Source organism: Microbacterium sp. Leaf161 (genome assembly GCF_001423645.1).
Lineage (GTDB): Bacteria > Actinomycetota > Actinomycetes > Actinomycetales > Microbacteriaceae > Microbacterium > Microbacterium forte.
On the sequence record NZ_LMOW01000003.1, the window covers coordinates 260351 to 284161 of the forward strand.

Below are 23811 nucleotides of genomic sequence, written 5' to 3' on the forward strand. Positions count from 1 at the left end.
CGAGGAGCGTATGAACGCGGTGCCGTGCGGGGGATCACCCCCAGGGCTGGTTCGCACCCCTACCGGGGTGTGATCCTGGCGAGGCTCAGGATGCGGGTTCGACCAGGCCGGCGTCGTACGCGAGGATCACGGCGTGCACGCGGTCACGAAGCCGGAGCTTCGCCAGCACCTTGCCGACGTGGGTCTTCACGGTCTGCTCGGCGATGAACAGGTCGGCCGCGATCTCGCTGTTCGACCTGCCTCGCCCGATGAGCACCAACACCTCACGCTCGCGGTCGGTGAGCTCGACCAGCGAGGTCGCGGCTCGCGAGGTGCGCGGCCGTCGACCGGCGAACTGCTCGATCATGCGCCTGGTCACGCTGGGAGCGAGCAGCGCGTCGCCGCCGGCGACCACTCGCACGGCGTGGACGAGTTCTTCCGGAAGAGCATCTTTCAGCAGGAACCCGCTCGCGCCGGCCTCGAGCGCGTCGTAGACGTAGTCGTCTATGTCGAAGGTGGTGAGCATCAGGATCCGCGGCACATGGGCTGCGGGGTAGCCGGGACCGAGGATGCGACGGGTCGCTTCGATGCCGTCGACCTCCGGCATCCGCACGTCCATCAGGATGACGTCCGGATCGAGCCGCGCGGCGAGAGCGACGGCCTCGGCGCCGTTGGCCGCCTGCCCGGCGACACGGATGCCGTCGTGAGCGTCGAGGAGCGCGGCGAATCCGGCCCGCACCATGGCCTGGTCGTCGGCGATGAGGACGCTGATCGTCACGGGTTCTCCTCGGGTTGCTCTGGGGTGTTGTCCCGCGGGGATGCGTCTCTGAGCGGCAGCGAGGCGATGACTTCCCAGCCGCCGCCCGTCGTGGTGCCCGCGTCGAACGTGCCGCCCAACAGCTCGACGCGCTCGCGCATGCCGCGCAGCCCGTATCCGCCGCCGGGAGACACGGGTGAGCCCGGGGCACGGCCGTTGCGGACGCGGATTCCGACGGCGTCGGCGTCGGCCTGCACGCGCACCGTGACGGCGGCGCCCGATGCGTGTCGCACCGCGTTGCTCAACGCCTCCTGAGCGATGCGGAACGCCGCGATCTGCACGGCCTGCGGCGCATCCGTCACGGAACCCGTGATCTCCAGGCCGATGGTCACTCCGGCTCGACGGATGGTGTCGACGAGGGCGGGGATGTCGTCGATGCCCTGCTGCGGTGCGAGCTCGGCCGTCTGGTCTTCGGTGCGCAGAACCCCGAGCATCCGTCGCATCTCGGTCAGCGAGGTGCGCGCGGTGGCCGCGATGCTGTCGAACTCCACGGACGCGGCATCCCCGATCTCGGGCAACCGGTAGCGTGCGGTCGACGCCTGCACCTGGATCACGGACATGCTGTGCGCGATCACGTCGTGCAGCTCGCGAGCGATGCGGGTGCGCTCCTCGACGAGAGCTCGTCGTGATTCTTCGAGAGCGGAGTGCTCGCGCTCTCGTGTGAGCTCGGCAGACACGCGGACCCGCCCGGCGACGAGGACGGCCACGAGGAACATCGCCGCAGCCAGGGAGGTCGTGACGATGAGGTCGGCGGTGACGCTGCCGGCCGTCTCTGGAGTGGCGACCACTTCGGGGCGCAGCAGAGGCGCGGTGAGGGAGAGCAACGCGCCGATGGCCAGGGGGAAGACGCCCGCTCTGGCCCCGTGCACGAAGGTCACGACGCCGACCAGGATCACGAACGTCAGCAGCGCGGGCACAGACCACGGCCAGGGGGCGTCCGTCGCGAGAGCCGGGACGACGAGAAGCGGAAGAGTGAACGCCGCAGCGCAGAACAGCGCGATCGCCCATCGCGGGTGACGCAGCGACATCAGTGGTGCGGCGCACAGAGCGGCACCGAGGATGAACGAGAGCGGCAGCGAGGTGCCGTACAGCACGGTCTGCACCGGCACGAGCACCGAGAACAGCACGAGGCTCGCAGCGCCGAGCGCCGTGAGCGCGGCGGTGCGACGGCTGATGCGGGGAGCGCGCTCGGTGCGCGGCCGACGACGTGCCATGTCTGTCATCCTGCCAGTTGCAGAACACGGGTGCGTCGCCGACGGGATGCCGTGACGCGGTCGATCACCAGCCCGATGACGAGAGCCACGGCGATGCCGATGCCGGCGCTCACGAGCGGCTGGTCCTTGATCCACGAGCCCGCGAGGAGTCCGATGGCGAGGCTCAGAGCGCTCCAGCTGATGCCTCCCACGATGCTCAACGGGAGGAACCTCCGCCAGGGAAAGCGCAGAGCACCGGCTGACATGTTGACGGCTACGCGGCCGACCGGGATGTACCGGGCGCCCAGAATGAGCGCCGCACTGCGGAGCGCGAGTGTTCTCTCTGCATGAGCGAAGGCGGAGGCGATTCGCGGACGGCGCATCCATGCCCACCTGGTCGTGCCCAGCCTGCGGCCGAGGGCGAACGCGATGTTGTCGCCGATCGTCGCCCCCACAGCGGCGATGAGGCCGAGGGGCAGCAGCGTCCAGAACTCACCGGTCGACGCGAGCACCGCGGCGGCTGCCACGAGGACTGTCTCGCTCGGCACCGGCGGGAAGAAGCCGTCGATGATCGTCACCGCGAGCAGCACGGCGTATAGCCAGGGAGAGGCGACGGTCTGCAGGATCAGCTCGTTGATAACATCCACCTCAGAAGGCTAGGAAGCAGGTGGTTGGTGGGGCATCACCCTGAGGTATCGACCGCGTCCCTCTGGAGAGGTAGATCCGACGACCGCCCGACCGAGGTCGGGGCGACCACCGTGCACGGCCTGCTGGTCGACGACCAGACCCGGTGCGAGCACTATCAGGGGCCGCTCGACGTCATCGCCCTCAAGTTCGCGTGCTGCCGCGACTGGTACCCGTGCCACTTGTGTCACGCGGAGCTCGCCCGGCACGATGTGCGCCGGTGGTCGACGGACGAGCGTTCGACGCAGGCGGTGCTCTGCGGCGTCTGCGGTTCGCTGCTGAGCATCGACGCCTACCTCGAGACATCGGAGTGTCCGACGTGCTCGGCGGTCTTCAACCCGGGCTGCCGGCTGCATCGCGATCTGTACTTCGACTGAACACACAGCCGGGCGATCTATACTGGGAGTTTGGCCCCTCGGCCTGAATCCCCTTGAACGAACGGACATCCCGCTGTGCTTGCCGTGCACGAACTCGAGATCCGCGTGGGCGCACGCCTCCTGATGGAGAACGTGTCGTTCCGCGTGAGCGACGGAGACAAGATCGGTCTCGTCGGCCGCAACGGTGCAGGCAAGACCACGCTCACCAAGGTGCTGGCCGGTGACGTTCTGCCGTCGGGCGGAAGCGTGACCCGCTCGGGCCAGCTCGGCTATCTGCCGCAGGATCCGCGATCGGGCAACCCCGAAGACCTCGCCCGCACGCGCATCCTCGACGCCCGCGGACTCGGCCAGCTCAACCTCGGGATGAGCGAAGCCGCACTCGCGATGGGGTCGGACGACCCCGCGGTCGCCGACAAGGCGATGAAGCGCTACGCGCGTCTCACCGAGGAGTTCGAAGGTCAAGGCGGGTACGCGGCCGAGGCTGAGGCAGCCTCCATCGCGAACAACCTGTCGCTGCCTGACCGCATCCTCGACCAGCCGCTCTCGACGCTGTCCGGTGGTCAGCGCCGTCGTATCGAGCTGGCCCGCATCCTCTTCTCGGACGCGGAGACGATGATCCTCGATGAGCCGACCAACCACCTCGACGCCGACAGCGTCGTGTGGCTGCGCGAGTTCCTCAAGAACTACAAGGGCGGGCTGATCGTGATCAGTCACGACGTCGAGCTCGTCGGCGAGACCGTCAACCGGGTGTTCTACCTCGACGCGAACCGCCAGATCATCGACACCTACAACATGAACTGGAAGAACTACCTGCGTCAGCGGGTGGCCGACGAGGAGCGACGCAAGAAGGAGCGCGCGAACGCCGAGAAGAAGGCCACGACCCTGCAGCTGCAGGCGGCCCGCTTCGGGGCGAAGGCGTCGAAGGCCGCCGCCGCTCATCAGATGATCGCGCGTGCCGACAAGCTGCTCGCCGGACTCGATGACGTCCGCCAGGAAGAACGCGTCGCCAAGCTGCGCTTCCCGAAGCCCGCACCGTGCGGCAAGACCCCGATGATGGCGACCGGACTCTCGAAGTCCTATGGCTCACTCGAGATCTTCACCGACGTCGACCTCGCGATCGACCGCGGATCCAAGGTCGTCGTGCTCGGACTCAACGGTGCAGGAAAGACGACGCTGCTGCGCATGCTCGCGGGCGTCGACCAGCCCGACACCGGTCAGCTCGAGCCCGGACACGGTCTCAAGGTCGGGTACTACGCGCAGGAGCACGAGAACCTCGATGTGAATCGTTCGGTGCTCGAGAACATGGTGTCGGCTGCTCCGCACATCACCGAGATGGAAGCGCGCAGAGTGCTCGGCTCGTTCCTGTTCACCGGAGATGATGTGCTCAAGCCCGCCGGGGTGCTCTCCGGCGGCGAGAAGACGCGTCTCTCGCTGGCGACGCTCGTGGTCTCGTCCGCGAACCTGCTGCTGCTCGACGAGCCCACCAACAACCTCGACCCCGCATCGCGCGAGGAGATCCTCGGCGCGCTCGCGCACTACGAGGGAGCAGTCGTGCTCGTCTCGCACGACCCGGGTGCGGTGCAGTCGCTCAACCCCGAGCGCGTTCTGATCCTTCCCGACGGGGTCGAAGACCTCTGGAGCCAGGAGTACCAGGACCTCATCGAGCTCGCCTGATCCTTCGCCCCTCGTGGCATAGTCGAGAGCGTGACGCACGACGAACATGACTTCGACACCGCCCAGCTCAACGAGTGGCTGAAGGGTCGGCACGCTCTCACCGGGCGAGCCCCCGACTGGGATCTCAGCGCGCTTCCTGACGGCCCGACCGCGCTGTTCGCCACGTGGCTGCGCGCAGCGGCTGAGGCCGGAGTGGCTGAGCCGCACACGGTGACCCTCGCGACGGTGGATGCCGACGGACTGCCTGATGCACGCACGCTCATCCTGAAGCGGATCGACGATCGAGGGTGGGCATTCGCCAGCACGAGGTCGTCTCGCAAGGGTGCGCAGCTGGCCGCCTCGCCGGCCGCGGCCCTGAACTTCTGGTGGCAGCCGCAGGTGCGCGCGGTGCGGGTGCGCGGACGTGTGGAGGAGGCGACTGCCGAGGAGAGCGCCGCCGATCTCGCGGCGCGCTCACCGGCCGCGCGGGCGGAGGTCGAGGACGGCGACTGGGTGCTGTGGCGCATCATCCCCACGCGGATCGAGTTCTGGCAGGGGTCGAGAGACCGCCGTCACACGCGGGTGATCTTCGACGCCGTCGACGACGGATGGAGCCGCTCGATCATGGGCGGCCCGGCAGATCAGAGGTCGGAAGGGCGAAGGGCATGAGCGGATACCAGGTGATCGAGATCGGTGCTCTCGACGAGTGGCGCACACATCATGGCGGGTTCGACCAGGCGCGCTCGCGCGACGGCCGTCGAGTCGTCGATCATGAGCTGACGATGCAGTACATCGGCCTCACCGCGAACGCCCTCGAACCGGGGGAGGAAGCTGGCTACTGGCACGTCCATTCGCAGGTCGAGGAGCTCTACGTGTTTCTCGACGGGCGCGGGCAGATGGGACTCGACGACGAGGTCGTGGAGGTGGGCCCGGGAACGGTGATCCGCGTGGGACAGAGCGTCGCGCGTACCTGGCGCGCTCGGTCCGACAGCCCGGGAGAGCTGCGCTGGCTCTGCATTCGAGCCGGAGGAGAACAACTTCCGCATCTCCCCGACGACAGCTCTCGCCTCCCCGAGAAGCCGATGCCCTGGCGGGACTGAATCGTGGCCGACCTCCTGCCTCCGCGTCCGTCATCGCCTCCGACGCTCACGGATGACTTCACGCGGGGGCTCGACGCGGAGAAGTGGGTTCCGCACTATCTGCCGCACTGGACGGTGCCCGAGCGGTCCGCAGCGCGGTTCGCTTTCGTCGAGGGCGGACTGCAACTCCGGATCGAGCACGATCAGCTCGACTGGCGCCCGGACGACGCGCCGCTGCGGGTCTCGAATCTGCAGACGGCGACCTACTCCGGTCCGGTCGGATCGACCGCCGGCACGCATCGCCACCGCGACGACGGACTCGTGGTCGAGACGCATACGCCGGAGCGACTGCTCTTCACGCCGCGTCGCGGGCGGATCGACCTCACGGTCGCCGCGAGTGCCGACGAAGGATGCATGCTCGCGGCCTGGCTGGTCGGCACCGAACACCTCTCCGAGACGGACGCCGGCGAGATCTGCATCTTCGAGATCGACGCCTCAGCGATCGGGAGCACGACACAGGCGCGCACGGGTGTCAAGTCGCACCACGACATGAGGTTGACGACCGACATGACCGAGGTGACCCTGCCGTTCGATGCCCGGGTGCCGCACACCTGGACCGTGATCTGGGGCGACGACGAGACGATCATCGGGTGCGAGGGGCGGGTGGTGCGCCGCCTCGGCCAGGCACCGGACTATCCCATGGTCCTGATGATCGATCTCTTCGAGATCGGCGGGCCGATGGGTGAGTATCCCAAGACCGCAGTCATCGGCGAGGTGACAGCCTGGGACTGACCGGGTCAGCGCGCGTCGAGGAGTTCGTCCTCGACGTCGGCGTCCTTGTCGCGCCGCCGAGTCGTCTTCACCGGTGCGGGCATTCCTTCGACCTCTTCACGGTGCTTCACGATCTCGGTCCGGATGATGTACCCGATGAAGACGAAGCCCATCAGCGCGAACAGGATCCACTGGATCGCGTAGGACAGGTGCGGTCCCGGGTCGTCGGTGGGTGAGTCGAACCCGCCGAGGGTTCCTTCTCCGGAGGGGTTCTCGCTGACGATCTGCCCGTACGCGCTCGTGATGACGTCTCCGTCGACCAGCTCGGCGATCGAGGGGAGGTTGATCGTCGGCACCTGCCCGTCGGGAGCACCTCGCCCCGAGGCCGGGAGCTGCTCACCCGGGCGCAGGCGCACGATGACCTCGACCTCTCCGGTCGGAGGAGCCGGAACGGAATCCGGGGAGTCGCCGTCGCCCGGCGGCACCCATCCGCGATCGACGATGAACACACGGCCGTCGACGTCGCGGAACGGCACCAGGACCTCGAACGCGCTCGTGCCACCGTGCGGGCGGTTGCGCACCAGCAGCTGGTCATCGGCGATGTATTCGCCCTTCAGCGTCACGGGATGCCACACGTCACCGGGATCGAGCACTCCGTCGTCGCCGATGAGATCGGCGAGAGGGACGGGATCGGCGTCGTAGTTCTTCTCCACGAGCTCGATCTGCTCGGATCGCGTCTCATTGCGCTCGAACTGCCAGTTCGACAGGAACGCGCAGGCGATCGCGAATCCGATCGCGATCAGCACGTATACGGTCCATCTACCCATCCGGGCACTCACGAGGGCACACCATCTCTCACTGTCACGGGGAAGTCCCTGGCCGCCAGGTAGTCACGGAGGAAGCCGACGTGCTCATCGCACGCGAGCCAGATCTTCTCACGGTCGGCCGCGTGGATACGCGGATTGCGCCACACCACCTGCATGGTCGCCGCGTTCCGGCATCCGGCGCGCGAGCACTCCAATCCACTCACTCGCGATCCTGGCGGCTCTCGTGGATGGTGATGATGCCAGGAGCTGGGGTCTCATCGACCGGGAGCGTCGGAGTCGCGGCCGGAGCCTCCAATTGCTGCACAGGGGACTCTGCCGTGGTCTCAGTGCTGTCGCTGCCCGCGTTCGCGAAGACGACGGCGATGTAGGGGAGCACCGCGGCGGCCAGCGCGAACACCCAGGTGTACCAGCCATAGGGCTGCACGAACATCATCAGGGCGAAGCAGACGATGCGGATGGTCATCGTGAGCGCGTATCGGCGCACGCGGTGGTCAGCCTCGTCTTTCGGCGACTGCGGAAGCGAGGTGACAGCAGGGACCAGGGGCTTGCTCTTCACGATGAGTCCAGCCTACGCCGCCGCGGGCTCCGCGGCTCGCCCGTCTGCCGCTAGGCGGAGAAGAGGAACGGCAGCGTGAAGGCGCCGAAGAAGAGGAAGCCGATCACCGTCATGACGATGCCGACGACCAGGACCGCGACCATGATGTACCCCATGATGAGGCCAGCGAAGGCCATGCCGCGGCCGCCGATCGCCGGGTTCTCCTTCGTCTGTCGCAGCGCCATGTGGCCGGTGATCACGGCCACGATCGACGCGAGCAGCGGCACCACCGCCCAGAAGAGGACGACGCCCGCGATTCCGCAGATCAGCGACGTGATCGCGAGTCCGCTGGCGGGGCGAGGAGCGGCGTAGGGCACCGCGCCGTAGTTCGGATATCCGGCGCCGGGCTGACCCGGTGCGGACGCCGCCCCGTAGTACGGCGGCTGGGCGGCGGCGTACGGCTGAGCCCCCGCAGAGCCGTAGGGCTGCTGCGGGGCATACTGCGGCGGTTGTGGCGACGGGGTCGCGTACCCCTGCGAAGGAGCGACCGACGGCGCCGCACCGGGATACGCCTGGTACGGCTGCGCCGAGGGCGCCGCGGGAGCCGGCGGAGCCGGTGCGAGAGGCGCCGCCGGGGGAGTCGGCTGCTGTCCGTCCGCCGAGGTCGGGATGCTGTTGTCGCTCACGGTGATGCCTTTCGTCGGGTTCAGCGTTCCAGCCACGCGGCTGTTCTGTCAAACGTCGACCCGAACGAGTCACAGCATCATCGGTAGGATCGATGACGACCCGGCCGCCGTACCCGCACCGGCCAGATCAGGAGTGGAAATGAGTTCTCGCGTCGTCCTCGTCACCGGCGGAAACCGCGGCATCGGCCGCGCGATCGCCGAACGATTCGTCAGTGACGGCTACCGCGTCGCCGTCACGGCTCGCAGCGGCGAAGGCCCCGAGGGCACTCTCACGGTGCGTGCAGACGTCACGGATGCCGCTGCGCTCGACGCGGCCTTCACCGAGGTCGAGCAGCAGCTCGGACCCGTCGAAGTCGTCGTGGCGAATGCCGGCATCACGAAGGACACCCTGCTGCTGCGGATGAGCGAGGACGACTTCGACAGCGTGGTCGCGACGAACCTCGGCGGCACCTTCCGCGTCGTGAAGCGGGCATCGAAAGGCATGCTGCGGGCTCGATTCGGCCGAGTCATCCTCATCTCCAGCGTCGTGGGCCTCTATGGCTCGGCCGGGCAGGTGAACTATTCTGCCTCGAAGAGCGCGCTCGTCGGCTTCGCACGTTCTCTCACGCGGGAGCTCGGCGGACGCGGTATCACCGCGAACGTCGTCGCCCCCGGATTCATCGAGACCGACATGACCGCTGAGCTTCCCGAAGAGACTCAGAAGCAGTACAAGGCGAACATCCCGGCCGGACGATTCGCGACGCCCGATGAGGTGGCAGGCGTCGTCACGTGGCTTGCAGGCGATGACGCCGGGTACATCTCGGGTGCTGTCATCCCCGTCGACGGCGGCCTCGGCATGGGGCACTGAGACTCCACCGTCGACGTACCGTCATCGGCGGGTGATCGCCGCATCGAGCAGCGCGGCGAGTCTGTTCGGTACCGAGAACTGAGGCCAGTGACCTGAGCCGATGCGCACGACCTCGGCATCGTCGATCGCACGGAACTCTTCGGCATACGGCCCCCACTGCTCGAGCTCGGACTCGAGAGTCTCCTGGTCGAGACCTCCCATGAGCAGCGTCACCGGCACCCGGTGCCGCGCACCGGGGCCGAGCTCGATCTCATCGGTGGGCACGCGCGCTGGCACGCTGTGCGTGAGCGGTGCGGTGCGCGCACGGGTCGCCTCGTCGAGGTCGTCGACGTCTTCCGCCGGGAAGAACTCCCATCCGGGGAACGGGACGACGCCGTCGACGATCTCGAACTCGCTGATGCCGAATCCGGACGGCGGCGGCACGGTGTCGACGAATATCACCCGCGAGACGCGGTCGGGCCGCGCATCGGCCACGCCCCAGGCGACGTTGCCGCCGCCGCTGTGACCGACGACGACCACGGGCGCGGCGACGGCGTCCACCGCGGCGACAGCGGCGTCGACCCAGTCGGCGATGCCGATGTCAGCGGACTCGGCGGCCGGGAGGCCCACGCCCGGCATGGTCAGCGGATGCACGGTGTGCCCTGCGCGTTCGAGATCGGTGGTCACTTCGCTCCAGCTGGACGCATCGAGCCAGAGACCGGGGATGAGGATGATGTCCATGCGCCCGAGGTTAGACGGGGCATCGGACATCCGCTAGGGCAGCAGCGAGATGACCTCGGAGAGGTCCTGCGGTCCGATGACGAGGCTCGCAGCCTCGCGCACGGCGGGCTTCGCGTTGAACGCCAGTCCGAGTCCCGCGACCGCCATCATCTGCAGGTCATTGGCTCCGTCGCCGATGGCGATCGTGGCGTGGCGGGGAACTCGGAGCTCGTCCGCCCACTCCAGCAGCGAGGCGGCCTTCACGGCGGCATCGACGATCTCGCCGTCGACCCGGCCAGCCAGAGCACCGTCGACCACCTCGAGTCGATTGGCGCGCCAACGGTCGACACCGAGCCCCGGTGCGACATCGTCGAGGATCTCGTGGAATCCGCCCGACACGACCCCGACGACACCCCCGCGCTGATGCACGGCTGCAGTGAGCTCACGCACGCCCGGAGTCGGCTCGATCCGGGCGAGCACTCGAGCGAAACCCGAGACGGGAACGCCTTCGAGAGCTGCGACGCGTGAGCGCAGGCTCGTGGCGAAGTCGATCTCGCCGCGCATCGCGGCCTCGGTGGCTGCCTGCACCGCGGCGCCGCGCCCCACCTCGTCGGCGATCAGTTCGATCACCTCATTGCGGATGAGGGTGGAATCGGCATCGAGGACGACGAGGAATCGAGCGGCGGTCACGCCTCTGAGCCTATCGACCGCACGCCGCCGGTCGGTGCACGGCGGTCTTCGGCCGACATCCTCAGCGATCGATGAAGAGCCCCTTGCCCACCACAGTGATGCCGGATTCGGTCACGGTGAAGCCTCGCGCGAGATCGCGTTCGCGGTCGACGCCGACAGTCGCGCCGTCGGCGAGCACGACGTTCTTGTCGAGGATGGCTCGATGCACCCGGGAACCGGCGCCGACTCTCACTCCGTCGAAGACGACCGAATCGGTGATGGTCGAGCCGCCGCCGGCGAGAGTCCACGGGCCGACGACGCTGCGCTCGAGATGGGTGCCCGAGAGCACGGATCCGAGGGACACGATCGAGTCGATCGCGTTGCCGATGCGCCCGACGGAGTCTCGCACGAACTTCGCGGGCGGCGAGTTCACGGCCTGCGAGTGAATGGGCCACTCCATGTTGTAGAGGTTGAAGATGGGCAGCGTGGAGATCAGATCCATGTGCGCGTCGAAGAAGGAGTCGATGGTGCCCACGTCACGCCAGTAGGAGCGGTCGCGTGGGGAGGACCCCGGGACGTCGTTGCGCTTCATGTCGTAGTAGCCGGCCTCGCCTCGATCGACGAAGTACGGCACGATGTCGCCGCCCATGTCATGACCCGAGGTGGGGGACTCGCCGTCTGCCTCCACCGCGGCGATCAGCGCGTCGGCATCGAAGATGTAGTTGCCCATGGAGGCGAGCACCTCGTGAGGGGAGTCCTCGAGGCCCGCGATGTCGGTCGGCTTCTCGAGGAACTGCTTGATGCGGCCCGACTCGGTGTCGGCGTCGATCACACCGAACTGAGACGCCATCGCGAGCGGCTGGCGGATGCCGGCGACAGTGGCCTTCGCGCCCGACTCGATGTGCGCGTCGAGCATCTGCCGGAAGTCCATGCGATAGACGTGATCGGCACCGATCACGACGACGATGTCGGGCTTCTCGTCGTTGATGAGGTTGAGGCTCTGCAGGATCGCGTCGGCCGAGCCGGAGAACCAGCGCTTTCCGAGACGCTGCTGCGCGGGCACGGAGGTGACGTACGAGTCGAGCAGCGCCGACATGCGCCACGTCTGCGAGATGTGGCGGTCGAGGCTGTGCGACTTGTACTGCGTGAGGACGACGATCTGGCGCAGACCCGAGTTGATGAGGTTCGAGATCGCGAAATCGATCAAGCGATACTGTCCGCCGAAAGGCACTGCAGGTTTTGCTCGGTCGGCCGTGAGGGGCATGAGACGCTTTCCCTCGCCGCCGGCGAGGATGATGCCGAAGATCTTCTTTGGTGCGGACATGCACCCACCATAGATGTGATTCGGCTCGGCTAACTAGCATCTGGACAAGTGAGTCACTACCGTCTAGACATGCGCGTCGAGATGATCACGAAGGAATACCCGCCGGAGATCTACGGAGGTGCGGGTGTGCACGTCGCAGAGCTCGTCACAGCCCTGCGGCAGAATATCGATGTACAGGTGAGGGCCTTCGGTTCCCCGCGGGATGAGGCAGGTACATTCTCTTACCAGGCGCCTTCAGAACTCGCCTCGGCCAACGCCGCTCTGCAGACGCTGGGCACTGATCTCGAGATCGTGGCGGCGATCTCCGACGCCGACCTCGTGCACAGCCACACCTGGTACGCGAACTTCGCCGGACACCTCGCTTCGCAGCTGCACGGCATCCCGCACGTGCTCACCGCGCACAGCCTCGAGCCCCTGCGCCCCTGGAAGGCCGAGCAGCTGGGCGGCGGGTACGCGGTGTCGAGCGGCATCGAGAAGCTCGCCTACGAGAACGCGGCGGCGGTGATCGCGGTCAGCGCCGGCATGCGCGAGGACATCCTCCGCAGCTACCCCTCCGTCGACCCCGCCCGGGTGCGTGTGATCCACAACGGCATCGACGTCGAGCGGTGGCGTCCGGTGCAGAACCCCGCGTTCCTCGAGTCGGTCGGCATGGACCCGACTCGACCGTCTGTCGTCTTCGTCGGTCGGATCACCCGTCAGAAGGGTCTGCCGTACCTCCTGCAGGCCGCTCGTCTGCTGCCGCCGGAGGTTCAGCTGATTCTCTGCGCCGGCGCACCTGACACTCCCGAGATCATGGCGGAGGTGCAAGAGGGCGTGCGGCTTCTCCAGCAGACCCGTGAGGGGGTCATCTGGATCGATCGGATGCTGCCGCGCGACGAGCTCTCGGCGATCCTCACGGCGGCCACGACGTTCGTATGCCCGTCGGTGTATGAACCGCTGGGCATCGTGAACCTCGAGGCCATGGCGTGCGGTGCCGCTGTCGTCGGCACGGCCACCGGGGGCATCCCCGAGGTCGTCGACGACGGTGTGACAGGGCGTCTCGTGCCGATCGAGCAGCTGCAGGACGGCACAGGGACACCGGTCGACCCCGAGCGCTATGTCGCCGACCTCGCGAGCGTGCTCACCGAGGTGACGTCCGATCCGGAGCAGGCTCGCGCCTACGGCGCGGCCGGTCGGGAGCGCGCGCGCGACGAGTTCAGCTGGGATGCGATCGCCGACACCACGCGCGCGCTGTACGCGGAGCTGACCGCCTGAGCCGATAGGCTGGAGGCATGTCGATCGCCTTGGAATTCACCGACGTCGTCGTGCGCCGCGAGGGGCGCGACATCATCGATCACGTGACCTGGCAGGTCGACGATGATCAGCGGTGGGTGATCCTCGGACCCAACGGCGCCGGCAAGACGACACTGCTCCAGTTGGCGGACACGCTGATGCACCCGACCTCCGGAGCCGTCACCGTGCTGGGGGAGACCCTCGGGCGAACCGACGTGTTCGAACTGCGGCCCCGCATCGGCTTCGCCTCGTCCGCGATGGCGAAGCGCGTGCCGCGCGACGAGACCGTCCTGAACACGGTGCTCACCGCGGCGTACTCCGTTCTGGGACGCTGGAACGAGAACTACGAGGACATCGACGAGCGCCGTGCGCTGCGGGTGCTCGGCGACTGGCGTCTCGACCACCTGGCTGATCGTACCTTCGGGACCCTGAGCGACGGCGAGCAGAAGCGCGTCCAGATCGCCCGCGCCGTGATGACCGACCCCGAGCTGCTGCTGCTCGACGAGCCGACGGCATCCCTCGACCTCGGCTCGCGCGAGGAGCTGCTCGCGCTCCTGAGCGGCTATGCCTCGTCGCCGACGACACCCGCGATGCTGATGGTCACGCATCACGTCGAGGAGATCCCGGTCGGGTTCACGCACGTGCTGCTCATGCGCGAGGGGCGCATCGTGGCAGCCGGACCCATCGCCGAGACCCTGACCGCCGATACGCTGACCGAGACGTTCGGAATGCCGATCGTTCTGAGCAGCGACGAGGGCCGCTACGCGGCCCGCGCGGCATCCTGACGCGGATCTGATAGAATCGACCCTTGGTGCTCTCTGCACCGCAGACTTCCCTCGTCCCTGGCACAATCCAGGGCAGCAACTAAGGAATCCCATGAAGACTGACATTCACCCCGTGTACAAGGCAGTCGTGTTCCGCGACCTCGGCTCGGGCGAGACGTTCCTCACCCGTTCGACTGTCTCCAGCGACAAGACGATCGAGCTCGACGGCGTCGAGTACCCCGTCATCGACGTCGAGATCTCGTCGGCATCGCACCCGTTCTACACGGGCAAGCAGCGCATCATGGACTCGGCCGGCCGCGTCGAGAAGTTCAACCAGCGCTTCAAGGGCTTCGGCGGATCGAGCAAGTAACGATCACCGCATTCGAAGGCCCCGTGTTCCTCGGAACACGGGGCCTTCGTCGTCTCATCCCGGTGGATCGCGGGGTCAGATGTCGATGATGATGCGTTCCCCGTCGATCCTGCTGGGCGGGTCGCCGGGAGCGGGCGCCGGCGCGGTGCGCTTGGTCTGCCGGTCGCGCTCCATCCCGGCCTCGTGCGCCGACGGCATCCAGATCGCGTCGAACGAACCGCCGAGTCCACCGCCTGCGCTCTCGTACTTCTTCTCGAGCGGCGCCTTCGCGTAGACGGCGACGATCACCACGACGATCGCGATCACCACGACGAGGAGGATCGCGATCGTGAGCAGCATCCCGAGTGCGTCGGCCATGAGACCAGGCTATGCGGCTCTCGCCGCCTCGGCATCCCTCTGCAGGAGGATTCCGGCGGAGATGCTCAGCGGATGCGACGTCCGTGCGCGAGGTCGATGAGGTGCGTCAGCACGGGGCCTGAGCGCACGCCGTTGTGTTCGTGCTCGCTGGTCACCCAGAGCTCGACGCCGGGCAGCAGGCGCGCGGTCTCGAGTGAGAACTCCATCGGGACGTAGACGTCGTTCACATAGACGGCGGCAGCGCCCGTCGCACCGGAGGCGGAGATGGCGACCTCGTTGTAGATCCGCGGCCACTCGAAGTCCGCCAGCGCGAGCGTGACGTCGCGCCACGGCTGGAAGGCGGGCACCGTCTCGGTCCATTCGCGACGGATGTGCTCGCCCGTGAACAGTGTGACGTCATCGCGGAAATCCTGCGGCTCTGTGCGTTCCGCCGACCAGCGCGTCGCGTGCCCGCTCGCGTAGCTCGACTCGTGGAACGCGAAGTAGAGCGGGTTGCGGCCGCCGTACGGCATGGCGTGCATCAGATCATGGCGGAACGCGTTCGACGCGGGATCGCGCTCGAGCAGCGACCACACGGTCTGCCACCCGTCGTTCGTGCCGAGCGCCGAACCCACCGAGCGCAGCCGTGACGGCGAGACCACTTCGCCGTCGGGAAGCACGATCTCGCCTGCCGCCGCCTGATCGACCAGGCGGCGCATGACGTCGCGGTGCTCGGGGAACCGGCGGTAATAACGCTCGGAGGCGGCGCGCATCTTGTCGTAGCAGAGCGCGTAGACATCGTCGGGGTGCCGGTCGACGGTGCTGAGTCCGCCCGTGATGAAGACATCGGCGAGCGAGTCCGCATCGGACGACAGGTAGGCCAGGGTCGTGAATCCTCCGAAGGACTGACCGAGCACACTCCACGTCTCCGCGCTGAGGTGCTCGCGCATCGCCTCGCAGTCGCGGACGATCGAGTCCGCGCGCAGATGCGTGAGGTACTCGGCGACCGCAGCGGAGCCGCGGTCGAGATCGGCATCGCCGACCGGCGTGGAGAGTCCCGTGCCTCGCTGGTCGAGCATCACGACCCGATAGTGCGCGAGAGCCTCGTCGAGCCAGGCGGGGGACGTCGACGAGTGGAACGGCCGGGGGGCCTCGTGGCCCGGCCCGCCCTGCAGGAAGACCAGATAGGGGAGGCGTTCGCCTCCTTCGCGTGTGACGACTCGCGCGAAGATGTCGATCGTGCGGGTGTCTGCCGGATCTCCCCACACGAGAGGGACGGTCAGCGTGTGCTCTTCGACTGTCAGGTCGAGGAGGCGGCGGATGGTTGTCGTCATGTCACATCACATTCCCGATGTAGGAGTACTTGACGAAGACCTCCGAGGCGATGTCCGCCTCGTGAAGCACGCCCTGTACTGCGTTCATCATGTAGTTCGAATCCCAGCCCATGTAGAGGTGATGGGTGTCGTCGAGCTGATCCCACTGACCCTTCCAGGCCATCGACTCGTAGATCGGGCCGCCGTGGGTGGCGCAGTACGACACGGCCGCATCGCGGGTGTCCGTCCACGCGCGACGGAAGACACGGTTGAAGAGGTATTTGACGTCGAAGACCTCCCAGCGCTCTCCGCGGTACTCGACGTACTCGAACTCGCGCTCCCACCCGGCCGGCCACCCGCGTCGGCGGACGGCGTCGAGGATGGGCGTGAGCCCGTCGTCGTCGATCTCTGGCAGCGCGGGGCGGGCCCAGATCCTCAGCAGATCGGAGGTGAGTCGGATCGTGCGCTGAGAGATAGCCGCCGTTCCCCACGTCTCCGTGGCAGCGAGTGCACGGGTCTCGGGGACGGAGCTGCGAGCATACGCCGCGTCGCGTTTCACGGAGTACGACTCTCCGAAGACCCGCTCTGCGAGGGACTGCTCGAGCAGAGTGAGGTTGCCGAGTGTCGGGGCGAGCGCGCGATGCGCATTGCGCTCGTCGTCCGAGTAGTCGATCCACGGGCGCAGGCCGTCGCCCGACCAGCTGTCGCTGGGCACGGTGGGCACGATGTGCTCCACATCGAACTCGTCAGAGTCGTCGACCCCCTCGAGCCGCCCGAGGACATAGGCCGGATGCGGCAGCTCGCTGTACTTCAGCACGGCGCTGACGCGCTCGTCCGACGGCGTGATCCGGGCGAACGCTCGAGCCAGGGCCTCTCTTCCGTTCGCGCGCGCTCGGCAGAGGCGGGCCACGAGTCGCTCGTTGGGCAGGTTGACGAGCGTGCGCCGCAGATACATCGTCTGGATCCACTCGAGCGTCTCGACGAGCTCGTCGCGGCCGATGAGCCCGCGGGAGTGATCGCTGTAGACGCTGAGGACCAGCGGATAGGCTGCGCGGCCGAAGGTGTTCACGTATCGCAGCTGCCGAGCGATCTCGGGGTCGCGCTCGAGAGACGGGTCGAGCAGTATGCCGTAGATCTCGGCGTAGTGGCGCCAGACCTCGGCATCCGCCTGCAGGTGATCGAGGTCGACGCGGGGGAAGGACTGTCGGAACGCGCTGTAGACACCGTGCTCGCCGTTGGCCGCCACCTCGCGCCCCGTCGTCATCACGAGGTAGTGCCGCCAGAACGCGCCGATGGTCTCACCGGTGTGCTGCTCGATCGGGAGCCAGAACCGCGCCTCGACGTCGAGCTGCTCGGCGTGGGTCAACCCCATCAGCATGTAGTTGTGGATGAGCTCGTGATCGCGCAGCGGCTCGCCGGTGGAGTTCAGGCTCTCGAAGATCTGCTGCGCGTTCGCGTCGGCGCCGAGGGTGATCGAGACGTGCTCGAGCTTCTTCAGACCCGCCCAGATCTGCGGCGCCTCGTCGGCGTGCACCTGGCTGCGGAAGAACGCGTAATTGTCATCGAACCGCGATTCGCGCTCTGCCTGAACATCGCGCTCCAGCACCACGGATTCGTACAGCTCGGCCCACGCGTCGTGAGGGCGCAGCTTGGTGCGATCGGGGTCGTCCGGGCGCACGAGCACCCGGTCGAGATCGGCGGTGAGCAGGGGATCGGAGTCCTGAACCGCATGCCGGAGCGCTGCGACCAGCAGCATCAGCGTCGTGATGCGCTGCTGGCCGTCGATCAGCACGAGGTCGGTGTCGGCCTCGCTGTCGTCGGCGGCCGAGAGGATCGACCCGATGAAGTGACGGTGCGACGAGTCTTCACGGGCGACGGCCCGGACGTCGGAGAGCAGCTGCTCGCAGCCGCCGATGTCCCACCTGTACTGACGCTGGTACACCGGCACGACGATGGTCGTGGAGTCCTCTGCGAGCCACTCGATCGTGTTGACAGCTGTCGCCTCGACGTTGGTCGCAGTGCTCATGCTGGTGTCTCGTCCTCCCGTAACGCCGTGCGCCGAGGAGTCGCCAGGCGCCCGATTCAGTCTATTCGCTTATTCACGGCGGCCCTCGGCGGCGCTCCAGAAGTGCCCTGTTAGGCTTGCCTTATCAGGGCCTGTTAAAACGTGCTGGCCCCCGATGAAAGGATCTGGTTCAGATCATGGGATACATCAAGTCCGCTGCCCTCGAAGACAAGGGCTTCGTCGTTCTCGACAGCTACAACCAGGAGCTCGACCCCAAGGAGTGGCTCGACATCGAGTACAACGACTGGAAGTCGTCGGGTGACACCCGCTTCGCCCCTCTCGCCAGCGCCAAGGGCGAGATCGAGTGCAACGGCTTTTGGAACCACAAGCCGCCGCGCACCGACAAGGACGGCGTCTGGATCGACTCGCAGACCGCCAAGGCCCCCAACCTCACGCGTCGCGCGCAGGAGCCCGGTGCCAACGTCGGTCGCTGCCGCGTCATCGAGCTGCAGCCGACCCCGTACGGCGAGTGCCTCTACAACCTCCACCAGGACGACAACAACCGTCTGAACCCCGACGGCACCGGCTGGGTCGTCCGCGGGTTCTTCAACCTCAGCGACGACAAGGACAGCTTCTTCGTCCTGCGCGAGAACCGCACCGACCCGAGCATCGAGTACCGCATCGCTCTGCCGGCGGGCGCTCAGCTCATCGTCGACACGCAGCGTCTGTGGCACGCCGCGACCCACGTGGGCACGGAGCCGCGCTACTGCCTCATCACGTCGTGGACGTCCGGCCCCGAGCTCGACGCCTACATCGAGAAGTACCACGGCACGCAGGACGTGCCGAACGTCGAGGTCCCGCAGGAGGTTCTCGAGGCCGGATACGCCGAGCAGGCCCGCCGTGACGCCGCCCGCGCCGCGTACTACGCCGCAAAGGGACAGCAGGTCAAGCAGGCCATGAGCGAGGCGTGATCCTCGTCTGATCAACCGCTGTTCGCGGTCTGAAGGCCCCGGTCCCGCGTGACCGGGGCCTTCGTCGTGTGAATCACATGCTTGTGATTTCGCCTGGTCTGGGCGAGAATAGGCCCACAACCGCATATTCACGCCAGTTCTCGTTGTTTCAGGTCGTTGGGGAAGACGCACCTGATGAAACGGAGAGATCATGGCGACGGCTTACGCACGCGGAGTGGTGTTCATCCACTCTGCACCTCGCGCGCTCTGCCCGCACCTGGAATGGGCGGTCGGTCGCGCTATCGGTCGCGCAGTGAACTTCGACTGGAGCGACCAGCCGGTGCTCGACGGCGCTCGACGCGCCGAGTTCTACTGGGACGGACCGGTCGGCACGGGTGCCGCTCTTGCAACCGCGATCCGCGGGTGGGAGCATCTCCGCTTCGAGGTCACCGAGGATCCCACACCTCGCAGCGACGGCGGACGCTGGCTGCACACGCCCGACCTCGGCATCCACTATGCGCAGACGGATGCCGCGGGAAACATCGTCGTGGGCGAGGACCGCATCCGCTACGCGATGGAGATCGCCGCAGGCAGCGCGACCGAGCTGCAGCGTGAGCTCGACATCGCGCTGGGCTCCGCCTGGGACGAGGAGCTGGAGCCGTTCCGTCACGCGAGCGACGACGCCCGCGTGGTGTGGCTGCACAAGGTCGGCTAGGCGGACCCACAGACCTGGAACGGGAAGGCGCGAGTATCGGATGCCGGTGCGCGATCCCGGACGCTGAGAAGGCGAATCCCCGTTCCACAGATGACGAAGACCCCGTCCCGAACATCCGGGACGGGGTCTTCGTCTGTCAGATCACGGCCGAGCGGGGCATCTCGGCCCCCGCCGCGCGGCCCCCCGTCATGACGTCCTCCCACGCGAGTCTCAGTCGCCCCATCGCCTCGGCAGTGCGCTCAGGCGGCAGGGTGATCGGAAGCCGCAGGCGCCTCTCGAGCACGCCGCCCGTCGAGAACCGCGGCCCCGGCGGAAGGATCAGTCCGTGAGCACGCGCGGCCAGCGACAGGGCGGTCGACACGGGGGCGCCGAGGTCGAGCCATGCGGAGAGTCCGCCTCTCGTGGGCGGCATGGAGATGGTCTCGAAGGAGCCGAGTCCTGCCGCCACGGCTTCGCGGCCGGCATACAGGCGTGTCGCGACATGCGCGGTGAGCGCCGGCATCTCCTGCAGCAGCTCGACGGCGATGCACTGTTCGAGCAGCGCGGTGCCGAGCTCGAACGAGGGACGGGTGGCGAGCAGACGGGCCATGACCGAGCGGTCCGCCCGGATCCAGCCGATGCGCATGCCTCCCCAGGCGATCTTCGACATCGAGCCGACGGTGATCACATGCGGGCTGAAGGCGGAGAAGGGAAGCGGGGTCCAGTTGCGATCGATGTCGAGCTCGGCGGTCGTCTCATCGACGATCAGGTGTGTGCCGACGCTCCGAGCCGTGGCCGCGATGCGTGTCCGCTCGGCGTCGGAGAGCGTGGCCCCCGTGGGATTGTGGAAGTCGGGGATCAGGTACGCGAGGTGGGGGCGTCCGCGCAGCAGGGTGTCGGTGAGATGGCCCTCGTCCCATCCCGTCACATCGACCGGCGTCGGCAGCAGCCGGTACCCGTGGCGGTGGAGCGCCTCGAGCGCATGCGGGAAGGTGGGCTGCTCGACGAGCGCACGCTCGCCCCGCCGGCCGATCGAGGCGAGCACCAAATTGAACGCGTTGAGCGCGCCGGACGTGATCATGATCTCGTCCGCATCGGTCGGCACTCCCCGCTCGATGAAGCGCTGCGCGACAGCCTCCCGCAGCTCGGGGAGCCCTTGCAGTGAATAGCCGCTGGTGCCGCGCATGGCGGCGAGCCGAGGGAGTGACCGCACTGTCGCGTCGTACAGCCCAGGCGTCGAATCCATCGACGCGATCGACAGGTCGATGGCCGACTCGTCTGCTGCGCCGCCGGCCGGGACTGCGGTGTGCGGCAGAGTGACGCGGGTGCCGCCCCCGTGCAGACGAGAGACGTAGCCGTCGCGCTCGAGGAGGTCGTAGACACGGGTCGTGGTGGAACGCGACCGCCGCAGCTCGATCGCGATCGATCGCTCGCTCGGCAGTCGCTCGCCCACGGTGAGTCGACCGTCGAGGATCAATGCGCGGATGTGCTCTGCGAGGGCCTTGGCTGTGGCGCCGGCGACGTTGTGGGCACCGAGCTGCTGGACGAGCCGTGAGGTCATGACTCCATGATGCCGCAAAGTGGACTGAAGAAAGCAGGCCACTTCTCGCCGAGTGGTCTCGTGAACCAGACGGATGGGTGGGCCAGCATGGAGAGATGCAGCTTCGTTCCGTTCTCCTCCCGATCAGCGCCACCAGTCGACGCGACGTCGTCGAGCGCATCGTGCAGCTGCTCGTGGGGTTGTTCCTCTACGGCGTCGCCCTCGGTCTGATGGTGCGCGGAGGCATCGGCGTCGCTCCGTGGGATGTCCTCGCTCTCGGCGTCTCGGGGCAGACGGGGATCGGATACGGCGTCGTCACCGTGCTGGTCTCGGTGCTCGTGCTGCTCCTGTGGATCCCCCTGCGGCAGCGCGTCGGGCTGGGCACCCTGCTCAATGCCCTGCTCGTCGGGCCCAGCGCGGATCTGGCTCTCGCCGTCATTCCCGCACCGACATCGATCTGGGTCGGGGCACCGATGTTCGTGGCGGGACTGCTGCTGCTCGCCTTCGCCACCGGGCTCTACATCGCGGCGGACTTCGGTCCCGGCCCGCGGGACGGCCTGATGACGGGGCTCGTGGGTCGCACCGGGTGGCCGGTGTGGCTCGTGCGCACCCTGATCGAGGGCAGCGTGCTGCTGATCGGCTTCCTGCTCGGTGGTCCGGTCGGCGTGGGCACGGTGCTCTTCGCCTTCGGCGTGGGACCGCTCATCGGCTGGTTCCTGCCATGGACCACTCGAGTCCGTGCGGCGAGATCCCGGCAGCTCGCGCGGGCGACCGCCCACTAGATCTGAAAGCACAAGAGCGGCCCCCGGGATACCCGGGGGCCGCTCTTCGTCATCGCTGCAGGTCAGTCGGCGCTGGCGAAGACGGCGACGGCGTTGTGGCCACCGAAGCCGAACGAGTTGCTGATCGCGAACAGCTGGCCGTCGCCGAGAGGCTGCTCCTCGCCCGAGAGCTTGAACGGCACAGCCGGGTCGGGTTCGGTCATGTTGATGGTCGGCGGAGCGACGCGGTCGCGGAGCGCGAGCAGCGCGAAGATCGCCTCGAGGGCTCCCGTTCCGCCGAGCAGGTGGCCGGTCGACGCCTTGGTGGCCGAGACGGGGATCTCATCGATCCGCTCGCCGAAGACCTTCTTGAGCGCGACGTACTCGTTGGGGTCACCCACAGGGGTGGACGTCGCGTGCGCGTTGATGTGCGCGACCTGGTCGGCGGTGATGCCGGCCTCGTCGAGCGCCTGGGTGACGGCTCGTGCGGCTCCGGTGCCCTCGGGGTCGTTGCCCGTGATGTGGTAAGCATCAGCGGTGACCCCACCGCCGAGAACGTAGCCGTAGATCTTGGCGCCGCGTGCCTTGGCGTGCTCCTCGGTCTCGAGGATGAGCGCGGCTGCACCCTCGCCCATCACGAAGCCGTCGCGGTCGATCGCGCCGGGACGTGAGGCCGTGGCCGGGTCGTCGTTGCGGCGGGACAGAGCCTGCGCCGACGCGAACGATGCCATCGTGATCGGGTGGATGGCTGATTCTGTGCCACCGGCGATCACGACGTCGGCGAGACCGTCCTGCAGGTGGTGGAAGGCGTGGATGATCGACTCGGTGCTCGAGGCGCAGGCGCTGACGACGGTCTGCGCGTAGGCGCGGGCCTGGAACTGCAGCGACAGGTTGCCGGCCGCCGCGTTCGGCATGAGCATCGGCACGGTCAGCGGCATCACGCGGCGGGGGCCCTTCTCGCGCAGGGTGTCCCACGCGTCGAGCAGGGTCCAGAGGCCGCCGATGCCGGTGGCGAAGTCGACTCCGAGACGCTCGGGAGCGACCTCTGGAGAACCGGCATCCGCCCAGGCCTCGCGTGCCGCGATGAGCGCGAACTGCGAGGAGGGGTCGAGCCGCTTCGCCTCGTGGCGGGGCAGGACCTCTTCGGGGCGGACGATCGCCTCGGCTGCGAAGGTGACGGGAAGTTCGTACTGCTGCACCCAGTCGTGCTCGAGGGTGCGGGTGCCGGACTTGCCTGCGAGCAGGTTCGTCCAGTTCTCGGGTGCTGTCCCGCCGATGGCGGACGTGGCGCCGATGCCGGTGACGACGATGCGCTTGGTCATGTGTGGTTCCTTGTCAGGCGGGTCGAGCAGAGAGCGGGCAAGGCGGAGGATGCCACGCCCCGACAGTGCGGGGGTGGCATCCTTCGAGGATTACTCCTGGCCTGCGACGATGAAGTTGACAGCGTCGCCGACGGTCTTGAGGTTCTTGACCTCGTCGTCGGGAATGGTGACGCCAAACTTCTCCTCGGCGTTGACGACGATCGTCATCATCGAGATCGAGTCGATGTCGAGGTCGTCGGTGAACGACTTCTCGAGGGCGACCTCGGAAGCGTTGATGCCGGTCTCGTCGGTGATGAGCTCTGCGAGGCCTGCGAGGACCTCATCGTTGGTGAAAGCCATGTGGT

The 23811-nt window shown here is 67.6% G+C and carries 28 protein-coding genes; 12 read left to right on the top strand and 16 right to left on the bottom strand.

Annotation, left to right across the window (positions count from 1 at the left end; translation table 11 throughout):
* Positions 1-85 precede the first annotated feature (85 nt).
* Genes ASF87_RS16490 through ASF87_RS16500 form a run of 3 tightly spaced genes read right to left on the bottom strand, consistent with a single transcriptional unit; the run spans position 86 to position 2636 of the window.
* Positions 86-757, bottom strand: a complete 672-nt coding sequence (locus ASF87_RS16490) for a response regulator (protein WP_056377418.1) — start codon at positions 755-757, stop codon at positions 86-88.
* Entirely contained in the window at positions 754-2010 is a 1257-nt protein-coding gene (locus ASF87_RS16495; protein WP_056377421.1) for a sensor histidine kinase, read from the bottom strand. The genes ASF87_RS16490 and ASF87_RS16495 overlap by 4 nt, the downstream gene beginning before the upstream one ends.
* 5 nt (positions 2011-2015) lie before the next feature.
* Complete coding sequence (locus ASF87_RS16500) at positions 2016-2636, bottom strand: DedA family protein (RefSeq protein WP_056377423.1); 621 nt, start codon at positions 2634-2636, stop codon at positions 2016-2018.
* A 27-nt stretch (positions 2637-2663) separates the two neighbouring features.
* On the opposite strand from ASF87_RS16500, the gene ASF87_RS16505 reads away from it, so the two are divergent.
* The 5 genes from ASF87_RS16505 to ASF87_RS16525 all read left to right on the top strand — a co-directional run bounded on the left by ASF87_RS16505 (position 2664) and on the right by ASF87_RS16525 (position 6574).
* Positions 2664-3050 carry a CHY zinc finger protein gene (locus ASF87_RS16505; protein ID WP_235558979.1) on the top strand — a complete coding sequence of 129 codons (387 nt, stop codon included), beginning with the start codon at positions 2664-2666 and terminating at the stop codon, positions 3048-3050.
* 75 nt (positions 3051-3125) lie between these two features.
* On the top strand, positions 3126-4724 hold the full coding sequence (locus ASF87_RS16510) for an ABC-F family ATP-binding cassette domain-containing protein (protein ID WP_042537558.1): 1599 nt from the start codon (positions 3126-3128) through the stop codon (positions 4722-4724).
* Between the two features lie 30 nt (positions 4725-4754).
* Entirely contained in the window at positions 4755-5372 is a 618-nt protein-coding gene (locus tag ASF87_RS16515) for a pyridoxamine 5'-phosphate oxidase family protein (protein WP_056377425.1), read from the top strand.
* A complete protein-coding gene (locus tag ASF87_RS16520; protein ID WP_056377427.1) occupies positions 5369-5803 on the top strand; it encodes a cupin domain-containing protein in 435 nt (144 codons plus the stop codon). The genes ASF87_RS16515 and ASF87_RS16520 overlap by 4 nt, the downstream gene beginning before the upstream one ends.
* A 3-nt stretch (positions 5804-5806) precedes the next feature.
* Positions 5807-6574: a hypothetical protein gene (locus tag ASF87_RS16525; RefSeq protein WP_235558980.1), complete on the top strand. Its 768-nt coding sequence runs from the start codon at positions 5807-5809 to the stop codon at positions 6572-6574.
* Between the two features lie 5 nt (positions 6575-6579).
* On the opposite strand, the gene ASF87_RS16530 is transcribed toward ASF87_RS16525, so the two are convergent.
* The 4 genes from ASF87_RS16530 to ASF87_RS16545 are packed head-to-tail and all read right to left on the bottom strand — an operon-like array spanning position 6580 to position 8637.
* Complete coding sequence (locus tag ASF87_RS16530; protein ID WP_056377429.1) at positions 6580-7380, bottom strand: SURF1 family cytochrome oxidase biogenesis protein; 801 nt, start codon at positions 7378-7380, stop codon at positions 6580-6582.
* Positions 7381-7388: 8 nt separating this feature from the next.
* Positions 7389-7583 carry a hypothetical protein gene (locus ASF87_RS16535; RefSeq protein WP_042537550.1) on the bottom strand — a complete coding sequence of 65 codons (195 nt, stop codon included), beginning with the start codon at positions 7581-7583 and terminating at the stop codon, positions 7389-7391.
* Positions 7580-7936, bottom strand: a complete 357-nt coding sequence (locus ASF87_RS16540) for a DUF3099 domain-containing protein (RefSeq protein ID WP_079112931.1) — start codon at positions 7934-7936, stop codon at positions 7580-7582. The genes ASF87_RS16535 and ASF87_RS16540 overlap by 4 nt, the downstream gene beginning before the upstream one ends.
* Before the next feature lie 50 nt (positions 7937-7986).
* The gene (locus tag ASF87_RS16545) at positions 7987-8637 is read right to left on the bottom strand and encodes a DUF4190 domain-containing protein (protein WP_056377432.1); all 651 of its coding nucleotides are present in this window, start codon (positions 8635-8637) and stop codon (positions 7987-7989) included.
* Between the two features lie 103 nt (positions 8638-8740).
* Between ASF87_RS16545 and ASF87_RS16550 the strand changes: the two genes are divergently transcribed.
* Positions 8741-9448 (top strand): beta-ketoacyl-ACP reductase, encoded by a 708-nt coding sequence (locus ASF87_RS16550; protein ID WP_056377434.1) that lies wholly within the window; start codon positions 8741-8743, stop codon positions 9446-9448.
* 21 nt (positions 9449-9469) lie between these two features.
* On the opposite strand, the gene ASF87_RS16555 is transcribed toward ASF87_RS16550, so the two are convergent.
* From ASF87_RS16555 to glgC, 3 genes are all read right to left on the bottom strand, one after another.
* Positions 9470-10168, bottom strand: a complete 699-nt coding sequence (locus ASF87_RS16555; protein WP_042537547.1) for an alpha/beta fold hydrolase — start codon at positions 10166-10168, stop codon at positions 9470-9472.
* A 33-nt stretch (positions 10169-10201) separates the two neighbouring features.
* Positions 10202-10837, bottom strand: coding sequence for a phosphoserine phosphatase SerB (gene serB / locus ASF87_RS16560; RefSeq protein WP_056377436.1), 636 nt, complete (start codon positions 10835-10837; stop codon positions 10202-10204).
* 61 nt (positions 10838-10898) lie between these two features.
* Positions 10899-12140 carry a glucose-1-phosphate adenylyltransferase gene (gene glgC, locus ASF87_RS16565; protein WP_056377438.1) on the bottom strand — a complete coding sequence of 414 codons (1242 nt, stop codon included), beginning with the start codon at positions 12138-12140 and terminating at the stop codon, positions 10899-10901.
* A 69-nt stretch (positions 12141-12209) separates the two neighbouring features.
* Here glgC and glgA point away from each other — a divergent pair, with 69 nt between their 5' ends.
* The 3 genes from glgA to ASF87_RS16580 all read left to right on the top strand — a co-directional run bounded on the left by glgA (position 12210) and on the right by ASF87_RS16580 (position 14546).
* On the top strand, positions 12210-13394 hold the full coding sequence (gene glgA, locus ASF87_RS16570; protein WP_042537541.1) for a glycogen synthase: 1185 nt from the start codon (positions 12210-12212) through the stop codon (positions 13392-13394).
* A 17-nt stretch (positions 13395-13411) separates the two neighbouring features.
* Complete coding sequence (locus ASF87_RS16575) at positions 13412-14197, top strand: ABC transporter ATP-binding protein (protein ID WP_042537538.1); 786 nt, start codon at positions 13412-13414, stop codon at positions 14195-14197.
* A gap of 91 nt (positions 14198-14288) precedes the next feature.
* Positions 14289-14546 (top strand): type B 50S ribosomal protein L31, encoded by a 258-nt coding sequence (locus tag ASF87_RS16580; protein WP_042537536.1) that lies wholly within the window; start codon positions 14289-14291, stop codon positions 14544-14546.
* 75 nt (positions 14547-14621) lie between these two features.
* Here the strand turns inward: ASF87_RS16580 and ASF87_RS16585 are convergent, their stop codons facing one another.
* The 3 genes from ASF87_RS16585 to ASF87_RS16595 form a co-directional block, all read right to left on the bottom strand.
* Complete coding sequence (locus ASF87_RS16585; RefSeq protein ID WP_056377439.1) at positions 14622-14903, bottom strand: hypothetical protein; 282 nt, start codon at positions 14901-14903, stop codon at positions 14622-14624.
* Between the two features lie 65 nt (positions 14904-14968).
* Positions 14969-16216, bottom strand: coding sequence for an alpha/beta fold hydrolase (locus ASF87_RS16590; protein ID WP_056377441.1), 1248 nt, complete (start codon positions 16214-16216; stop codon positions 14969-14971).
* A gap of 1 nt (position 16217) precedes the next feature.
* Positions 16218-18221 (bottom strand): DUF262 domain-containing protein, encoded by a 2004-nt coding sequence (locus tag ASF87_RS16595; protein ID WP_056377443.1) that lies wholly within the window; start codon positions 18219-18221, stop codon positions 16218-16220.
* Positions 18222-18397: 176 nt separating this feature from the next.
* Between ASF87_RS16595 and ASF87_RS16600 the strand changes: the two genes are divergently transcribed.
* Together ASF87_RS16600 and ASF87_RS16605 are read left to right on the top strand one after the other, a co-directional pair.
* Entirely contained in the window at positions 18398-19171 is a 774-nt protein-coding gene (locus ASF87_RS16600; protein WP_042537528.1) for a hypothetical protein, read from the top strand.
* 190 nt (positions 19172-19361) lie between these two features.
* Positions 19362-19865: a DUF3145 domain-containing protein gene (locus ASF87_RS16605; RefSeq protein WP_042537526.1), complete on the top strand. Its 504-nt coding sequence runs from the start codon at positions 19362-19364 to the stop codon at positions 19863-19865.
* Between the two features lie 136 nt (positions 19866-20001).
* Here ASF87_RS16605 and yczR read toward each other — a convergent pair whose 3' ends face one another.
* On the bottom strand, positions 20002-21405 hold the full coding sequence (yczR, locus tag ASF87_RS16610; RefSeq protein WP_056377445.1) for a MocR-like transcription factor YczR: 1404 nt from the start codon (positions 21403-21405) through the stop codon (positions 20002-20004).
* 95 nt (positions 21406-21500) lie between these two features.
* Here yczR and yczE point away from each other — a divergent pair, with 95 nt between their 5' ends.
* Positions 21501-22166, top strand: coding sequence for a membrane protein YczE (gene yczE, locus ASF87_RS16615; protein ID WP_056377448.1), 666 nt, complete (start codon positions 21501-21503; stop codon positions 22164-22166).
* 62 nt (positions 22167-22228) lie between these two features.
* Here yczE and ASF87_RS16620 read toward each other — a convergent pair whose 3' ends face one another.
* Entirely contained in the window at positions 22229-23467 is a 1239-nt protein-coding gene (locus ASF87_RS16620) for a beta-ketoacyl-[acyl-carrier-protein] synthase family protein (protein WP_056377450.1), read from the bottom strand.
* Positions 23468-23557: 90 nt separating this feature from the next.
* On the bottom strand, positions 23558-23806 hold the full coding sequence (locus ASF87_RS16625) for an acyl carrier protein (protein ID WP_017202249.1): 249 nt from the start codon (positions 23804-23806) through the stop codon (positions 23558-23560).
* Between the last annotated feature and the right edge of the window lie 5 nt (positions 23807-23811).